Annotated in this window: 17 protein-coding genes; 10 read left to right on the top strand and 7 right to left on the bottom strand. The window is 74.0% G+C overall.

Translation table 11 applies throughout. The annotated features are described in order from the left end of the window. Positions 1-23: 23 nt before the first annotated feature. Positions 24-1,196, top strand: a complete 1,173-nt coding sequence (gene yidD, locus Athai_RS34445; RefSeq protein ID WP_239157174.1) for a membrane protein insertion efficiency factor YidD — start codon at positions 24-26, stop codon at positions 1,194-1,196. A gap of 84 nt (positions 1,197-1,280) precedes the next feature. Here yidD and Athai_RS26170 read toward each other — a convergent pair whose 3' ends face one another. From Athai_RS26170 to Athai_RS26155, 4 genes are all read right to left on the bottom strand, one after another. Further along, entirely contained in the window at positions 1,281-1,847 is a 567-nt protein-coding gene (locus Athai_RS26170; RefSeq protein WP_239157173.1) for a GNAT family N-acetyltransferase, read from the bottom strand. Positions 1,848-1,956: 109 nt separating this feature from the next. After that, positions 1,957-2,436, bottom strand: coding sequence for a Cys-tRNA(Pro) deacylase (ybaK, locus tag Athai_RS26165; protein ID WP_203963962.1), 480 nt, complete (start codon positions 2,434-2,436; stop codon positions 1,957-1,959). A gap of 143 nt (positions 2,437-2,579) precedes the next feature. Beyond that, positions 2,580-3,743 (bottom strand): class I SAM-dependent methyltransferase, encoded by a 1,164-nt coding sequence (locus tag Athai_RS26160; RefSeq protein ID WP_420829844.1) that lies wholly within the window; start codon positions 3,741-3,743, stop codon positions 2,580-2,582. 90 nt (positions 3,744-3,833) lie between these two features. After that, a complete protein-coding gene (locus tag Athai_RS26155) occupies positions 3,834-4,034 on the bottom strand; it encodes a DUF1918 domain-containing protein (RefSeq protein WP_203963961.1) in 201 nt (66 codons plus the stop codon). Between the two features lie 301 nt (positions 4,035-4,335). Between Athai_RS26155 and groES the strand changes: the two genes are divergently transcribed. Then, positions 4,336-4,644, top strand: a complete 309-nt coding sequence (gene groES / locus Athai_RS26150) for a co-chaperone GroES (RefSeq protein WP_030449259.1) — start codon at positions 4,336-4,338, stop codon at positions 4,642-4,644. An 80-nt stretch (positions 4,645-4,724) separates the two neighbouring features. Further along, entirely contained in the window at positions 4,725-6,359 is a 1,635-nt protein-coding gene (groL, locus tag Athai_RS26145) for a chaperonin GroEL (RefSeq protein ID WP_203963960.1), read from the top strand. Between the two features lie 196 nt (positions 6,360-6,555). Here the strand turns inward: groL and Athai_RS26140 are convergent, their stop codons facing one another. Then, positions 6,556-6,927, bottom strand: coding sequence for a WhiB family transcriptional regulator (locus Athai_RS26140; protein WP_203963959.1), 372 nt, complete (start codon positions 6,925-6,927; stop codon positions 6,556-6,558). Positions 6,928-7,240: 313 nt separating this feature from the next. Between Athai_RS26140 and Athai_RS26135 the strand changes: the two genes are divergently transcribed. The 4 genes from Athai_RS26135 (at position 7,241) to Athai_RS26120 (ending at position 10,459) form a co-directional block, all read left to right on the top strand. Continuing rightward, the gene (locus tag Athai_RS26135) at positions 7,241-7,942 is read left to right on the top strand and encodes a hypothetical protein (RefSeq protein WP_203963958.1); all 702 of its coding nucleotides are present in this window, start codon (positions 7,241-7,243) and stop codon (positions 7,940-7,942) included. 45 nt (positions 7,943-7,987) lie between these two features. Further along, positions 7,988-8,620: a response regulator transcription factor gene (locus tag Athai_RS26130; protein ID WP_203963957.1), complete on the top strand. Its 633-nt coding sequence runs from the start codon at positions 7,988-7,990 to the stop codon at positions 8,618-8,620. Positions 8,621-8,879: 259 nt separating this feature from the next. Next, on the top strand, positions 8,880-9,464 hold the full coding sequence (gene shbA / locus Athai_RS26125) for an RNA polymerase sigma factor ShbA (RefSeq protein ID WP_203963956.1): 585 nt from the start codon (positions 8,880-8,882) through the stop codon (positions 9,462-9,464). Then, positions 9,461-10,459, top strand: coding sequence for a hypothetical protein (locus Athai_RS26120; RefSeq protein ID WP_203963955.1), 999 nt, complete (start codon positions 9,461-9,463; stop codon positions 10,457-10,459). Before shbA ends, Athai_RS26120 begins: the two co-directional genes overlap by 4 nt. Positions 10,460-10,474: 15 nt before the next feature. Here the strand turns inward: Athai_RS26120 and Athai_RS26115 are convergent, their stop codons facing one another. Then, entirely contained in the window at positions 10,475-10,846 is a 372-nt protein-coding gene (locus tag Athai_RS26115; RefSeq protein ID WP_203963954.1) for a DUF5319 family protein, read from the bottom strand. A gap of 265 nt (positions 10,847-11,111) precedes the next feature. Between Athai_RS26115 and guaB the strand changes: the two genes are divergently transcribed. The 3 genes from guaB (at position 11,112) to Athai_RS26100 (ending at position 14,430) form a co-directional block, all read left to right on the top strand. Beyond that, positions 11,112-12,638 (top strand): IMP dehydrogenase, encoded by a 1,527-nt coding sequence (guaB, locus tag Athai_RS26110; protein WP_203963953.1) that lies wholly within the window; start codon positions 11,112-11,114, stop codon positions 12,636-12,638. Positions 12,639-12,777: 139 nt separating this feature from the next. Continuing rightward, on the top strand, positions 12,778-13,896 hold the full coding sequence (locus Athai_RS26105; protein ID WP_203966188.1) for a GuaB3 family IMP dehydrogenase-related protein: 1,119 nt from the start codon (positions 12,778-12,780) through the stop codon (positions 13,894-13,896). Positions 13,897-14,076: 180 nt separating this feature from the next. Further along, positions 14,077-14,430: a hypothetical protein gene (locus Athai_RS26100; protein WP_203963952.1), complete on the top strand. Its 354-nt coding sequence runs from the start codon at positions 14,077-14,079 to the stop codon at positions 14,428-14,430. Here Athai_RS26100 and Athai_RS26095 read toward each other — a convergent pair whose 3' ends face one another. After that, complete coding sequence (locus tag Athai_RS26095) at positions 14,431-14,943, bottom strand: GNAT family N-acetyltransferase (protein WP_203963951.1); 513 nt, start codon at positions 14,941-14,943, stop codon at positions 14,431-14,433. Between the last annotated feature and the right edge of the window lie 27 nt (positions 14,944-14,970).

The raw sequence follows: 14,970 nt of genomic DNA, 5'->3' as shown, positions 1-14,970 counted from the left end.
TCGGCCGATCTCCTGGAGGCATCGTGACCGATCCGTCCCGACCCGACGACCCGCCACCGGCGGCCGGACCAGCGGAACCCGGCGGTGCCGAGGGGGCGGGCCGGCCCGAGGCGGCCGAGCCGCCAGGCGACGCCCGGCCGGCCGGGGAGCCGGGGGGCGCCGGTGGGTCGGCGGCGGAGGAGAGCGGCTGCCGCGGGCCGGGCGGCCGGGCCACCCAGGCCGCCGCGGGCGGCGCCGGGGCTGGTGCGGTGACGGGCCGGGCCGTCGTACCGGCGTCCCCGCATGCCGGGGCGGACCCGGCCGATGCCGCCGGGGCGCCGGGGCCGCCGGGCGGCTGGCGACGGCTGGTACCGCGGCGGCCGTGGCGGTGGCTGGGCGGCCTCGCCGCGCTGGTCGCGTTGGGTTCGCTCGCGATCGGCGTGCTGGTCGTCTGGCTCACCCAGCGTCCCGGCCACGGTGCGCCCGCGGCGCCCGGTGCCGGCCCCTCGTCCGGTCCGGGCCCGTTGTCCGGCGCCGGTTCGGGCCGCCCGACGCCCGGCCACACCCCATGGACGCCCGGTGCCGGTGGCGGCCCGACCGGCGATCCGACGGGTGTGGGTGGCGGCGCCACCGGTGGCCCGACCGGTACCGGCAACGCCGGGTGCACGGTCGAGGGGGTCAACTGTGATCCGGCCGGCAAGGCGTGCGACTCGGCCTGCAGTGGCACCGGCAGCGACTGCGGCAAGCAGCTGGACGACTCGTGCGCCGGTCCGTCGGGCGGCTGCGCCGGCTCCGACCCGGGGTGCGGCAGCAGCGGCGGTGGCTGCTCGAACACCGCGCACACGCTGCTCGTGTCGCTGGCCGGCACCGGCCTGCCGTACCTGCACCGCACCGCGACCGGTCCGTCCGTGCCGGCGGGTGCGGCCGACCTACCGGCCCGCCCGGCCGTTGTGCCGGCCCGGCCTCGGCCGGCCGGGGCCGGGCCCGCCCGCCGGGTCGGGGTGCCGGCCCGCGCCGGGGTCGCCGCGATCCGGGCGTACCAACGGATCTCGCCGCGGCTGCCGACCCGGTGCCGGTACGCGCCGACCTGCTCGCGCTACGGCCGGCTTGCGATCGAGCGGTACGGGCTGCTCACCGGGGCGCGGCTCGCGGTGTTGCGCATCCACCGGTGCACCGCGGACGTGCTGCCCGGCACCGCGGACCCGGTGCCGGCCTGACCGGAGGCCGGTGCCGTGCCGGCCGCCGGCGCCGGGCGGGCCCGCCGCGAGCCTCCGCCACCGGCCGGCGCCGCTGCGAACCGGTCAGCGCGGATCGGTGTCCAGTACCGACATCATGATCTCGTCGACGTACTCGCCGTCCCAGCGCAGCGCGTCCCGGAACCGGCCCTCGACCTGGAACCCGGCCTTCTCGTACACGTGCACCGCGCGTGGGTTGAACGGGTAGACGCCGAGCGAGACCCGGTGCAGCCCGACGGTGTCGAACGCGTGGTCGAGCAGCAGCGAGATCGCGGCGCTGCCCAGGCCGCGGCCGACCCACCGCGGCGCGATCATGATGCGCAGGTTGACCGAGCGGTCCGGCACGGACAGTTCGTTGAGCACGATCTCGCCGGTGCACTCGCCGCTCGCCCGGTCGACGATGGCCAGGTCCAGCCGGTCGTCGTGGTCGTGCCGGGTCCGGTACCACTCCTCGACCGCGCGCCGCCGCAGCTCGGGCGACGAGTCGTACGGCCGGGGGTGGCTGCCGGTCAGCCGCTGGACCTCCGGGTCCTCCATCGCCGCGAGCAGCACGTCGGTGTCGGCCACGTCGACCGGCCGCAGCAGCACCCGCTCGCCGGTCAGGGTCGGCTTCTCCGCCAGGTTGATGTCCACCGGCCGACCGTAGCCGGCATCCCGCCGGACCGTCCCGCAGTTTTCCGGTACCCCGATCCGGCGCGTCCTTCGGGAGCCGGTGCGGGGCATCGCGCCCCGCAGCGGCCGGTCAGTGCCCGGCGATCGGAGCGGTGACGGCGGCCAGCAGGCGAGCCAGGTCGGCGGCGGCCAGTTCCAGCTCCAGGCCGCGTCGCCCCGCCGAACAGAACACCGTCGGGTACCCCTCGGCCGACGAGTCGATGACGGTACGCAGCCGCTTGCGCTGGCCGAGCGGGCTGATGCCGCCGCGCACGTACCCGGTGGCGCGCTCGGCCGCCACCGGATCGGCCATCGTCGCCTTCTTCCCGCCGGCCGCCGCGGCCAGCGCCTTCAGGTCGAGCGAGCCGGTGACCGGCACGACCGCCACCGTCAGCGCCCCGTCCACCTCGGCCACCAGCGTCTTGAACACCCGTTCCGGCGGCACCCCGAGCGCCGCGGCGGCCTCCTCGCCGTACGACTCGGCGCGCGGATCGTGGGCGTACTCGTGCACCCGGTGGGTCACTCGTTCCCGGGCGACCAGCGCGGTCGCCGGGGTACCTTTGCCTGCCACGGTGCGGCACGTTACCCGCGTCGAGCGGCCGGAGCCGCTCATTTCCCCGGCCGCGGTTCAGCGTCCCAGCGGCCGGAGCCGCTGCTTTTCGGGCCGCGGTTCAGCGCGCCAGCGGCCGGAGCCGCTCCTTTTCGGGCCGCGGTTCAGTGCGCCAGCGGCCGGGCGAGCAGCGCGGTGGGTGCGCCGGCGATCCGGGTGACCAGCACCGTCGCGGTGCCGGCCCCGGAGGGTTTCAGCGAGCGCCGCAGCGCGTCCGGGTCGAGCGCGATGCCGCGCTTCTTGATGGTCACCACCCCGATGTCGCGGGCCCGCAGCGCCGCCCGCAACCGCTTCACCGAGAACGGCAGCACCTCGTCGATCCGGTACCCGCGGGCGAACGGCGTGGCCACCTCGGCGTCGGTGTACAGGTACCCGACGCCGGGCTCGCCGATGCTGCCGTCGATCGCCTCGGCGAGTTCGGCGACCAGGTGCGCGCGCAGCACCGCGCCGTCCGGCTCGTACAGGTAGCGGCGCAGCGGTGCGACCGGCGCCTCGCGGGTGCCGTCCCCGGTGAGTTCGGCGGCCGACGTACCGTCCAGTACCGTGGCCCGCCGCGGCACCCGGGCGAGCGGCCCGCACCACAGCGCGGCCTCGACGACCTCGCCCCGCACCGAGACCCATTCGGCCTCGACGCCGGGCGGCAGCAGCGCGTGGTCGATGCCGGGCCCGAGTTTCAGGCAGGCCGCCGAGCCGGTGAGGGACAGCAGGAAGTCCCACGGCGGGGAGTACGCGGCGGGGTCGAACACCCGGCGACCGCCGGCCCGCCGGGCCGGATCGCAGAACACCGCGCCGCCACGCCCGGACAGCTCCCGGTGCACCGTGGCGGCGTCCCCGACGCGGACCTCGATCCGGTCGGCGAGCCCGAGCTCCGCGGCGTTGGCGGCGGCGACGGCCGCGGTACCGGGGTCGGCGTCGACCGCGGTGACCGCCAGGCCGGCGCGGGCGAACGCGATCGCGTCCGACCCGATCCCGCAGCACAGGTCGAGCACGTGGGTGTGGCCGGCGGCGGCGAGGCGGCGGGCCCGGCGGGCCGCGACGACCGGCCGGGTCGCCTGCTGCAGGCCGTCGTCGGTGAACAGCAGCAGGTCGGCGTCGGCACCGAACTTGCCGGCGCCGCGCTGCCGCAGCCGCGCCTGACCGAGCGCTGCCGCGGCGAGCTCCGGGCTGCGACCGGCCCGGCGCAGCCGCTCGACGGCGGCGAGCAGGTCGGTGTCCGCCAGTGCCGCCGCGGCGGTCAGCGCCTCGCGGCCGGCCGCGGACCGCAGCATCGTCACCTGTTCCGGGGTCACCGTGCCGATGGTGCCCCAGCCCGGATCGGCCGCGTCGACCACCCGCGGGCGGTCCGAGCGGATGATTCGTCAGGTTCGGTGCCCGGTGGCCTGTTCGTCGACCACGCAGTCCGGCCCCGGGTACACCAGGTTCTCGTGCCCGTCGGGGAATCGGACCAGGTACGGCGGGGTGCCGTGCTCGCCGCGCACCTCGACGATCTCCCCGACCCGGTCGTGCTCGCCGACCGTACGGCCGTGTACGTGCAGATGTTCGCCAACTGACGCCCGCATGCTGCTCACCTCCGTCCACCTCCAGTCTGCGGCGGCGGGCGGCGGGGCGCGTAGCGTTCGCTCCGGCCGGCCGAAACATCGGCGTGGCGATTGGCACTCTCCTTGACGGAGTGCCAATCGTCGACCTAACCTTCGGTTAGCACTCTCGCGACAGGGGTGCTAACGAAGCGCCGTCAGGTGCCCTCGTTAGAGCTTCTGAGAGTGTCGACACATGACACTGGCCAGCGGTCCGGCCACCCGCGACGACGGATCCGCCGGTCACCCAAAGGCATGCAGATGAGTACCCCAGGAGGGTCTTGCCGTGACCACCGCGACCAAGGTTGCGATCAAGCCGTTGGAGGACCGGATCGTGGTCCAGGCCAACGAGGCTGAGACCACGACCGCGTCGGGCATCGTGATTCCCGACACCGCCAAGGAGAAGCCGCAGGAGGGCACCGTCCTCGCCGTCGGCCCCGGCCGGATCGACGACAAGGGCAACCGTGTCCCGGTCGACGTCAAGGAAGGCGACGTCGTCATCTACTCGAAGTACGGCGGCACCGAGGTCAAGTACGCGGGCGAGGACTACCTGATCCTCTCCGCGCGTGACGTCCTCGCGATCGTCGAGAAGTGACGCTCTCGTAACCACTCGCCCCGGAGTCGACCGCGTGTCGACTCCGGGGCGGTTCCATCTTTGAACGAAAAGGACCGGGGATGCCCAAGATTCTCAGCTTCTCCGACGACGCCCGGAAAGGTCTGGAGCGCGGGGTCAACGCGCTCGCCGATGCGGTCAAGGTGACCCTCGGTCCGCGCGGGCGCAACGTCGTACTGGACAAGAAGTTCGGCGCTCCGACGATCACCAAGGACGGCGTCACCGTCGCCAAGGAGATCGAGCTCACCGACCCGTACGAGAACCTCGGCGCGCAGCTCGCCAAGGAGGTCGCCACCAAGACCAACGACGTGGCCGGCGACGGTACGACCACGGCGACGGTGCTGGCCCAGGCGATGGTCCGGGAGGGTCTGCGCAACGTGGCCGCCGGCGCCAACCCGACCGCGCTGAAGCGGGGCATCGACGCGGCGGTCGCGGCGATCTCCGACGAGCTGGTCGCCAAGGCCACCGAGGTGGACACGCAGGAGCGCATCGCGCACGTCGCGACGGTCTCCGCGCAGGACGCCACCATCGGTGAGCTGATCGCCGAGGCGATGGAGCGGGTCGGTCGGGAAGGCGTCATCACCGTCGAGGACGGTTCCACGCTCACCACCGAGCTGGAGATCACCGAGGGGATGCAGTTCGACAAGGGCTACCTCTCGCCGCACTTCGTCACCGACCCGGAGGCCGGTGAGGCGGTGCTGGAGGACGCGCACATCCTCATCACCACCGAGAAGATCTCCTCGGTCGAGGACCTGCTGCCGATCCTGGAGAAGGTCCTGGAGACCAGCAAGCCGCTGCTGATCATCGCCGAGGACGTGGACGGCCAGGCACTGTCGACGCTCGCCGTCAACTCGATCCGCAAGACGCTGAAGGCGTGCGCGGTGAAGGCGCCCGGCTTCGGCGACCGCCGCAAGGCGATGCTGCAGGACCTCGCGATCCTGACCGGCGCCGAGGTGATCGCACCCGAGCTGGGCTACAAGCTCGACTCGGTCGGCCTGGAGGTGCTCGGCAGCGCGCACCGCGTCGTCGTCACCAAGGAGACCACCACGGTCGTCGACGGTGCCGGCAGCGACACCGCGGTCGCCGACCGGGTCACCCAGATCAAGCGCGAGATCGACGAGTCCGACTCCGACTGGGACAAAGAGAAGCTGAACGAGCGGCTCGCGAAGCTCTCCGGCGGCGTGGCGGTCATCAAGGTGGGCGCCGCGACCGAGGTCGAGATGAAGGAGAAGAAGCACCGCATCGAGGACGCCATCTCGGCGACCAAGGCGGCGGTCGAGGAGGGCACCGTGCCCGGTGGCGGCGCCACCCTGGTGCAGGTGGCCGGCAAGCTCGAGGGCGGCCTCGGGCTGTCCGGTGACGAGGCGACCGGCGTCAAGCTGGTCCGCACCTCGCTGGACGCGCCGCTGCGCTGGATCGCCGAGAACGCCGGCCGGGACGGCTACGTCGCGGTCGAGCGGGTCCGCGAGGCCGACTTCGGTACCGGCCTCAACGCCGCCACCGGCGAGTACGTCGAGCTGGCCAAGGCCGGCATCATCGACCCGGTGAAGGTGACCCGCAACGCGGTCGCCAACGCGGCGAGCATCGCGAGCCTGCTGCTCACCACGGAGAGCCTGGTCGCCGACAAGCCGGAGGAGCCGGAGGCGCCCGCCGCCGGCGGCCACGGCCACGGCCACCAGCACGGCCCGGGCTTCTAGCTCAGGGACGCTGCGCCGGGCCCGTTTGCCCGCTGGACGGCGCCGATTCGAGGCTTGGGTTCGCGCCCGGCGCCTCGCCTCGGCTTGCCAGCGGCCGAACGGGCCGCGGCTCGCTCACGCCCCACGGGGTGCTGTGGGCGCCGAAACACGACACGACGAAGCGGGCCACCTCGAGGTGGCCCGCTTCGTCGGGTTTCTAGGCGGAGGCCAGTTCGGGTTCGTCGGCGCCGGACAGGCGGGCGTCGAGCCGGCGCAGGTCGACCCGGTGCCGGCGCCGGTCGGCCAGGTCCTCCCAGCCGCCGTCGATCAGCCGCTGCCGCTCGGACTCGCTCAGCCCGCCCCACACGCCGTACGGCTCGTGCACGGTCAGGGCGTGCGCGGCGCACTGGGCCCGTACCGGGCAGGTACCGCAGACGGTCTTCGCGGCCCGCTCGCGGCGGGCCCGGGACGGCCCGCGCTCGCCGTCGGGATGGAAGAACATCGCGCTGTCCAACCCACGGCAGTTGCCGGCGAGCTGCCAGTCCCACCGGTCGGTGTTGGTACCGGGTAGGCGACGAATGTCTGCCATCGGTCCTCCCTGCGCGGCGGGGTGTGCCGCGTCGGTCGTTCAGTGCGGCGGATGCCGCGTCGGTCGTTCGGTGCGGCGGGGTGCCGCGTCGGTCGTCCGGATCGGCAAGGATGAGCGGATGCCTGCCTCGTCCGAGCCGGTGCCGGGTGCCCGGCGCCCGCCTTCGCCGTACCCTCGGCCGGCGAACGGCAAACGGCGCGGCGACACCCCGGTCGATCGGGCCGAGCGGGCGCTCTGGTTCGGCCGGCCGGCGCGGGCGTTGCCGCTGCTCGCGCCGGTACCGGCCGGGCCGCGGTCGGCGTGGCTGCGGGGCGTGGCGCTGATCGCGCTCGGCCGGTACGGTGCGGCCGACGAGGTGCTGCTGCCCGCGGCCCGGCTCACCGGATCGGTGCCTGGCCGGCTGCGGCCGGGCACCGACCAGCGGTACGTGTCGCTGGCGCGTTCCGCGCTCGGCAGCTCGGCCCGGCAGCGCGGGCGGTACGAGCGGGCCGCGGAGCTGGACGCGGCGGCGCTGGCGGCGGCCGGCAGCGATCTGGAGGCGCGGGCGGACGCGCTGGTCGGGTTGACCGCGGACGCGATCGGTGCGGGCGACCGGGGGCTGGCGGAGTGCCGGTGGGCGGCGCTGGCCGAGGTGGCCGGCACGAGCTGGCGAACGGCCGTACGTTGCGGTTGGGTTGCAGCCGAACTTTCCCTCCTTTCCGATCTTCCGGAAAACGCGGCCGACGCGGCCTACCGGGCGGTACGGTGCGCCGAAATGGCGCAAGCACGGCGTCATCTTGCGAAGTCTCTGCTCTTTTATGGCGTTTCGGTGCGGGAAGTTGCCCGCAGACAAGCGGTCGCACCCCTATTCCGGTCCGCGGCAGTGATACTGAGAAGAGCGGAGCGGCTCGCGGCGGCGGTCGAGGCGTTCCCGGTGTGGGGAGTGGCGTGCCGGCTGCGACAGGAGACCTTGAAGGAGGTCGTCGTGACGGGGGAAGCTGTGGCGCAGAACACGTACACCACAATCGCGTCATGAGCCCGAGTCACCGGGGTCTCTCTGTCTGGGAGAGAGGAGAAGCACGTGCGCTCGGTGCTCGTCTGTGTACGAACGCCCGTGGCGGCGCAACGCATCGCTGCCTGGGCTGCGCATCTCGGCGTCGCTGCCGCGGTGCGGACGGCGCTGTCCGGTGAGGAGGCGCTGGCCCGGATGGGCGAGCGTCCGGCGGACGTCGTCCTTATCGATGTCGGAATGACCCGGCCGGATCCGGTGCAGTTCACCCGCCGGGTTCTCAGCCGCGGTCCACACACCGCACTCGTGCTCGTCGGCGCCGACGACCCGCGGGCCGCGGCGGCCGCGGTCGCCGCCGGTGCCCGCGGCGTGATCCGTGCTGGCGAACACGGGGAAGACCTGGTCAGCGCGCTGGCCCAGGGGATCCTGCTGGCGTGCCCGAACGGGCGGCAGAATCCCGCCGGTTCCCCGACGCTCGGCCGCCCGGCCCAGCCGGCGGGGCCGCGGCGCGGGGTGCTCACCGAACGGGAGCTCCAGGTACTGCGGGGAATGAGCGAGGGGAAGAGCAACGCCGAGATCGGCCGGGAACTGTTCGTCTCGGAGGACACCGTGAAGACGCACGCCCGCCGGCTGTTCCGGAAACTCGGCGCGCGGGACCGGGCACACGCCGTGGCGTCCGCGTTCCGCTCCGGCCTGGTCAGCTGACGGGAGGCCGTCCCCGGACCCGCCCGTGCTCCGGGACGGGTCCGGGCCGGGGCGGGTCCGGGCCGGGCCGCTCGGGGCGACGTGTCGGGTGACCGGGCTCGGCCCGCCCGTGCCGGCCACGGCCAGCCACCTGACCTGCCCTGATGGGCGCCGACGGAGGTCTGTCGAGGCCCCAACCGGCGACGACCTCTATGCGAAGATCGCCGCAAACACGCTACCGTTCGGCGGAAGGTTCGTAACGGGAGAGTGCGAGCGGGCGATGACATCACCGGAGGCGGGGCTCACCGAGCTCGCCGTACGCGCCGGCGGCGGCGACCGCGCTGCGGTCGAGGAGCTGCTGACGCGGATCCGGCCGATCGTGGTTCGTTACTGCCGTGCTCGACTCGGTCGGACCGGCCGCGGCGCGTACACGACGGCTGACGACGTGGCGCAGGAGGTGTGTATCGCCGTGCTGGGTGCACTGCCCCGGTACCGGGCGGGCGGCTCGCCGTTCACCGCGTTCGTCTTCGGGATCGCCGCGCACAAGGTCGCCGATGCCCACCGGGGCGCCGCCCGGGACCGGTCCGAGCCGGTCGCGACGCTGCCCGAGCAGGTCGATCTGAACGCCGGGCCGGAGGCCCGGGCCATCGCGCTGGACGCGGCCGGTCGGATGCGCGGCCTGCTGGAACGGTTGACGCCGCAGCATCGCGAGGTCGTCGTGCTGCGGGTCGGTGTCGGCATGACCGCCGAGGAGACCGGGCACGCTCTGGGCATGACCGCCGGTGCGGTGCGGGTCGCCCAGCACCGCGCGCTGAACCGGCTGCGTGCCCTCGCGGCCGAGCTGTACGACGAGGTCGGAGTATGAGCACCCGAGCCGAACGAGCCGGCACCGACCGGAAGGCGGAACCCGACGACGCCACCCCGCCCGCGGACGCGGTGGCCCGGGACGACCGTGCTCTCGATGCGCTGCTCGGCCTGGCCGAGGGCGGCGGCCGGTACGACGACCCGGCGCTGCAGTTGCTCTCCGCCTGGCGCGAGGACATCGTCACCGGAGCCGGAGCCGGAGCCGGAGCCGGAGCCGGAGCCGGAGCCGGAGCCGAAGCGGGAGCCGGAGCCGGAGCCACCGGGGCCGGGGCCGAGACCGGAGCGGGTGCCGGGCCGGCGGACGCGAAGCCGGCGGCCGGCCGGCCGCCGCAGCTGCCGCGGATCCGGCGCGGCGGGCCGACGAGCCCGGCGCCGGGCCGGTCCCGCCCGCGGCGCGGGGCCCGGCCCCGCCGGCGGTCCGGCCGGCTCGTCCTGGCCACCGGGTTCGCGGTGCTGGCGGCCGGCGGGTTCGCCGGAGTGGCGATGGCCGCCGGCGGCGCCGCGCCGGACAGCCCGCTGTTCCCGGTGACGAAGGTGATCTATCCGGACCGGGCGGCGGTCGCCGAGCACCGGTCCGCCGCGGCCGCCGACGTGGACGACGCCCGCAGGGCCGCCCGGGAGGGGCGGGACGACGATGCCCGGCGCTACCTCGCCGACGCCGACAAACACGTCCGGCACCTGCCCGACGACGCGGCGCGGCCGTTGCGCCGCAAGGCGGACGAGGTGCGCCGCGGTCTGGACCCGTCGCCCAGCGGCGCGCCGGGCCTGACGGCGAGCCTTGCCCCCAGCCCGAACGAGCCGTCGCCGGAGTCCAGCGACAGCCCGTCGGCCGAGCCGTCGCCGTCGGACTCGTCCGCGGACGCCGGGCACACCCCGTCCTCGCCGGGCGGGCAGGAGTCGCCGAGCGCCGCGGCATCGGTGAAGGTGCAGTCGTCGGGCGCCGCGCACGGCAAGGCCGACCATCGCAGGAGCAGGCAGGGCAACGACGACGGGTGACCTGCCGGGGCCGGGTCAGTCGTGCTCGGCGGCCCGCGCCCCGTCCACGTAGCCCCGCGCGTACTCCCAGGAGACGTAGTGGTCCGGGTCGGGCTGGTAGGCCGGCTCGTGCAGCCGCGGCCGGCCGTGCTCCAGCACGTGGTGCAGGCTGCTGCGCAGCAGCTCCCAGGCGACGTAGTGGGCGGCGTGGCAGTCGTCGCAGTCGAACACCACGCCGCGGATCCCGGTCGGCTCCAGGAACCGCTGGAACTCGTCCAGCTCGGCCAGCTCCGCGGTGACCTCGTCGCGCTCGTCGTCGGCGAGCGGCTGGCCGGGCACGCCACCGAACAGGCCGGCGGTCGGGTCGGTCGGGTCGTTCGCGAAGGGGTCGAGCGGCTCGTCACGCACGAGCCCACGGTATCGCCTGGGTAGGCCCGCCCGCCGCCCGTGCACGGCCGGGTGATCCCGACAACCGGGCAGGTTCCACGCCGGCCCGGGTGTCTGGACGTGCTGCGGGCCGCACCCGGGAACAGCCCGCGTGGCGGGAATGTTGCCGGGCGTAGGATCGGAACACGCGGCCGGCGGCAGCGCTTGACGCTCGGCGTGCTGACGGTTCCCGCGTGCCGGAAGACGACCAGGCCCGGCCACCGGGGTCAACCAAGATCGGATCAACATGGCTGCCACGCATCCCGTCGACCATTCCCAGGACCTGCCGCTCGGCGCCGCCGCGAACCTACCGCTCGGCCTCACCTTCGACGACGTGCTGCTGCAGCCCGTCGAATCGGACGTCGACCCGGCGGAGATCACCCCGGCGACCCGGCTCACGAAGGACATCGAGCTGGCCATGCCGCTGGTGTCCTCGGCGATGGACACCGTCACCGAGGCGCGGATGGCGATCGCGATGGCGCGGCTCGGCGGCATCGGCGTGCTGCACCGCAACCTGTCCATCGACGACCAGGCCGGCCAGGTCGACCTGGTGAAGCGGTCCGAGGCCGGGATGATCACCCACCCGGTGACCTGCTCGCCGGACGACACCCTCGCCGAGGTGGACGCGCTGTGCGCCCGGTACCGGATCTCCGGTGTCCCGGTGGTCGACCCGGACGGGGTGCTGCTCGGCATCGTGACCAACCGTGACATGCGGTTCGTGGCCGACAAGCAGACCAAGGTCGGCGCCGTGATGACCGCGCAGCCGCTGGTCACCGCGCCGGTCGGGGTGGCCCGCGAGGACGCCTTCGCGCTGCTGCAGCAGCACAAGGTGGAGAAGCTGCCGCTGGTGGACGACTCCGGCCGGCTGCGCGGGCTGATCACCGTCAAGGACTTCACCAAGTCCGAGCAGTTCCCGGACGCGACGAAGGATCCGGCCGGCCGGCTGCGGGTGGCGGCGGCCGTCGGCATCGGCGACGAGTCGTACAAGCGGGCCCGCACGCTGGTGGATGCCGGCGTCGACGTGGTCGTGGTGGACATGGCGCACGGGCACAGCCGGGCCGTGGTGGAGATGGTGTCCCGGATCAAGAAGGACACCGGGGTGCAGGTCATCGGCGGCAACGTGGTGACGTACGAGGGGGCGAAGGCGCTGGCGGAGGCCGGTGTCGACGCGGTCAAGGTGGGTGTCGGGCCGGGCTCGATCTGCACCACCCGGGTGGTCGCCGGGGTCGGCGTGCCGCAGATCACCGCGATCATGGACACGGTCGCCGCCTGCAAGCCGCTCGGCGTGCCGGTGATCGCCGACGGCGGGATGCAGTTCTCCGGTGACATCGCGAAGGCGGTCGTGGCCGGTGCCGACAGCGTGATGCTCGGCTCGCTGCTGGCCGGCTGCGAGGAGAGCCCCGGCGAGCTGATCATCATCAACGGCAAGCAGTTCAAGTCGTACCGGGGGATGGGGTCGCTCGGCGCGATGCAGACCCGTGGCGCCGGCAAGTCGTTCTCCAAGGACCGGTACTTCCAGGGCGAGGTGGCCTCGGACGAGCAGCTGATCCCGGAGGGCATCGAGGGTCAGGTGCCGTACCGCGGTCCGCTGCGCGGGGTGGCCTACCAGCTGGTGGGCGGGCTCCGGCAGGCGATGCTCTACTCGGGTGCGCAGACGCTGCCGGCGCTGCAGGAGCGCGGCCGGCTGATCCGGATCACCGCCGCCGGGCTCAAGGAGAGCCACCCGCACGACATCCTGATGACCGCCGAGGCGCCGAACTACCACACCCGCTGAGCCGCCGACCGGTTCCGGGTACCGATCGGGTGGTCCCGTCGACGCACGTGCCGGTCACCATGACCGGTACAGTGCCGTTTCGGGTGTGAGTTCCGGACAGCGCGGCGATCCGGGCTCCGGATGGCGGGAGGGGTCCATCGTGCGGGACATGGTCGAGATCGGAATGGGTAAGGCGGCGCGTCGCGGGTTCCACCTCGACGAGGTGGCGCTGGTGCCGACCCGGCGCACCCGCGACGTGGACGACGTGTCGACCAGCTGGCAGCTCGACGCGTACCGGTTCGACATCCCGTGCGTGGGGCACCCGTCGGACGCCACGATGAGCCCGGAGTCGGTGGTGGCGCTGGGCCGGGCCGGGGGCCTCGGGGTGCTGAACGCCGAGGGCCTCTGGACCCGGTACGAGGATCCCGTGCCGGTGCTGCACGAGCTGAGCCAGCTGGACGAGGAGGCCGCGGCCACCCGCCGGCTGCAGCAGCTGTACGCGGAGCCGATCCGGCCGGAGCTGATCGGCGAGCGGGTCAAGCAGATCCGGGACGCCGGCGCCACCGTGGCGGTGCGGGTGTCGCCGCAGCACACCCTGCAGCTGGCCCCGGTGATCCTGGACGCCGGCATCGACATCCTGATCATCCAGGGCACCATCGTGTCCGCCGAGCACGTGTCGACCACCGACGAGCCGTTGAACCTCAAGGAGTTCATCGCCGACCTGGACCTGCCGGTGGTGGCCGGCGGCATCACCAACTACCAGACCGCGCTGCACCTGATGCGCACCGGCGCGGCCGGCGTGATCGTCGGGGTCGGCGCGGACGACTTCTCCACCACCGACACGGTGCTCGGCATCCGGGTACCGATGGCCACCGCGATCTCGGACGCGGCGGCGGCCCGGCGCGACTACCTGGACGAGACCGGCGGCCGGTACGTGCACCTGATCGCCGACGGCGGCCTGTCCACCTCCGGCGACATCGCGAAGGCGCTCGGCTGCGGGGCGGACGCGGTGATGCTCGGCGAGCCGCTGACGATGGCCACCGACGCGCCGGCCGGCGGCGCCTGGTGGCACTCCGCGGCCAGCCACCCGAAGCTGCCGCGCGGGATGTTCAGCCCGGCCGGCGAGCAGCTCGGCAGCCTGGAGGAGATCCTGTACGGGCCGTCCGACGACCCGGAGGGCGCGATGAACCTGTTCGGCGGCCTGCGCCGGGCGATGGCCAAGTGCGGCTACTCCGACCTCAAGGAGTTCCAGCGGGTCAACCTCATCCTCGACCGCTGACCGGTCCGGGACTCCTCGGGAAGGCCGGTGCCGGTAGAAGCGCACCCAGGTCAGGGACGGCCGGTACTCCGGTAGCAGGCCGTCTCGTTCCATCAGGGTGACGATCGTGTCGGCCTCTCCGGCCGCGAGCTCGGCGGATCGTTCGATGCGGCCGTCGTCGATGCCGAGCTGCCGGGCGCGGTGTACCGCTACGACCCGACGAAGCTCAGCTCGTACACGGCGACCACGTTGGCCTGGCTGGGAGATCCGGCGGCCGCCGGGCACGCCCGTAGCGTGATCGCCCGGCTCACCGCGGAACCGGATCCCGGCCGGTGGCCGCGCCGGGTCGCGGCGGCACGACTGGATCTCGCCCTCGCGCTCGCCACCTCTGGTGAGCCGGAGGGCGCGGTACTCGAAGCGTGTCAGGCGTTCGAGTCGGGACGGGTGGTGCGATCCAACCGCTGGCGGGCGCGCGAGGTGATCGCCGCGGTCGCCGACACCGGGGCCCCGGTCGCCGGGCTCCGGGAGGCGTACCGGCAGATGCCGTCCTGGTAGCTACGGGCAGGGTGGGGTGGGCTGTTCGCGCGGGCCCGGCAGGGTCTTGGCGAGCAGGGTTCCGTGCGGGCCGAAGCCGGCCGAGGTGTAGAAGCCCACGGCGTCCCGGTTGGGTGCGAAGACCACGGCGAGGAGGACCTCGACTCCGCGGCCCGTCGCGGTCTGCTCGGCCGCGGCGAGCAGTGCCCGGCCGACACCCAGGCCGCGGTGGCTGTCGAGTACCACGGTGTGCACCTCCGCGGTACGGCGCGGAACCAGGATCTGGTGGTCCGGCGGCTCCGGGCGCAGCACGACCTCGGCCATGCCAGCGGTCGTACCGGCCGTCTCGGCCACCAGGAGCAGGTCGTCCGGTCCGTCGCTCAGCCGGCGCTCGAAGTAGCGGCGCACGCTGTCGCGGTCCGGCACGCGGTGCGCGGCAGGGCCGAGCCGAACGTGGTGTTCGGCGTTGGAACAGCGCAGCTCGACGAGGGCGGGCACGTCCGCCGGGCCCGCCGACCGGGTCAGCACGGTCACGATGCACCTCCGTCGATCGGCGACCAG

Origin of the sequence: Actinocatenispora thailandica (assembly GCF_016865425.1) — a bacterium.
Classification (GTDB): Bacteria; Actinomycetota; Actinomycetes; order Mycobacteriales; family Micromonosporaceae; genus Actinocatenispora; species Actinocatenispora thailandica.
This window is presented reverse-complemented; position numbering and strand designations above follow the sequence as displayed.

Bases quoted from the DNA above. Each gene is read 5' to 3' on its own strand.
- Athai_RS26160 (WP_420829844.1), bottom strand. From the start codon at position 3,743: ATGCTGCGGTCCGCGGCCGGCCGCGAGGCGCTGACCGCCGCGGCGGCA.
- Athai_RS26155 (WP_203963961.1), bottom strand. From the start codon at position 4,034: ATGCGGGCGTCAGTTGGCGAACATCTGCACGTACACGGCCGTACGGTC.
- groL (WP_203963960.1), top strand. From the start codon at position 4,725: ATGCCCAAGATTCTCAGCTTCTCCGACGACGCCCGGAAAGGTCTGGAG.
- Athai_RS26140 (WP_203963959.1), bottom strand. From the start codon at position 6,927: ATGGCAGACATTCGTCGCCTACCCGGTACCAACACCGACCGGTGGGAC.
- shbA (WP_203963956.1), top strand. From the start codon at position 8,880: ATGACATCACCGGAGGCGGGGCTCACCGAGCTCGCCGTACGCGCCGGC.
- Athai_RS26120 (WP_203963955.1), top strand. From the start codon at position 9,461: ATGAGCACCCGAGCCGAACGAGCCGGCACCGACCGGAAGGCGGAACCC.
- guaB (WP_203963953.1), top strand. From the start codon at position 11,112: ATGGCTGCCACGCATCCCGTCGACCATTCCCAGGACCTGCCGCTCGGC.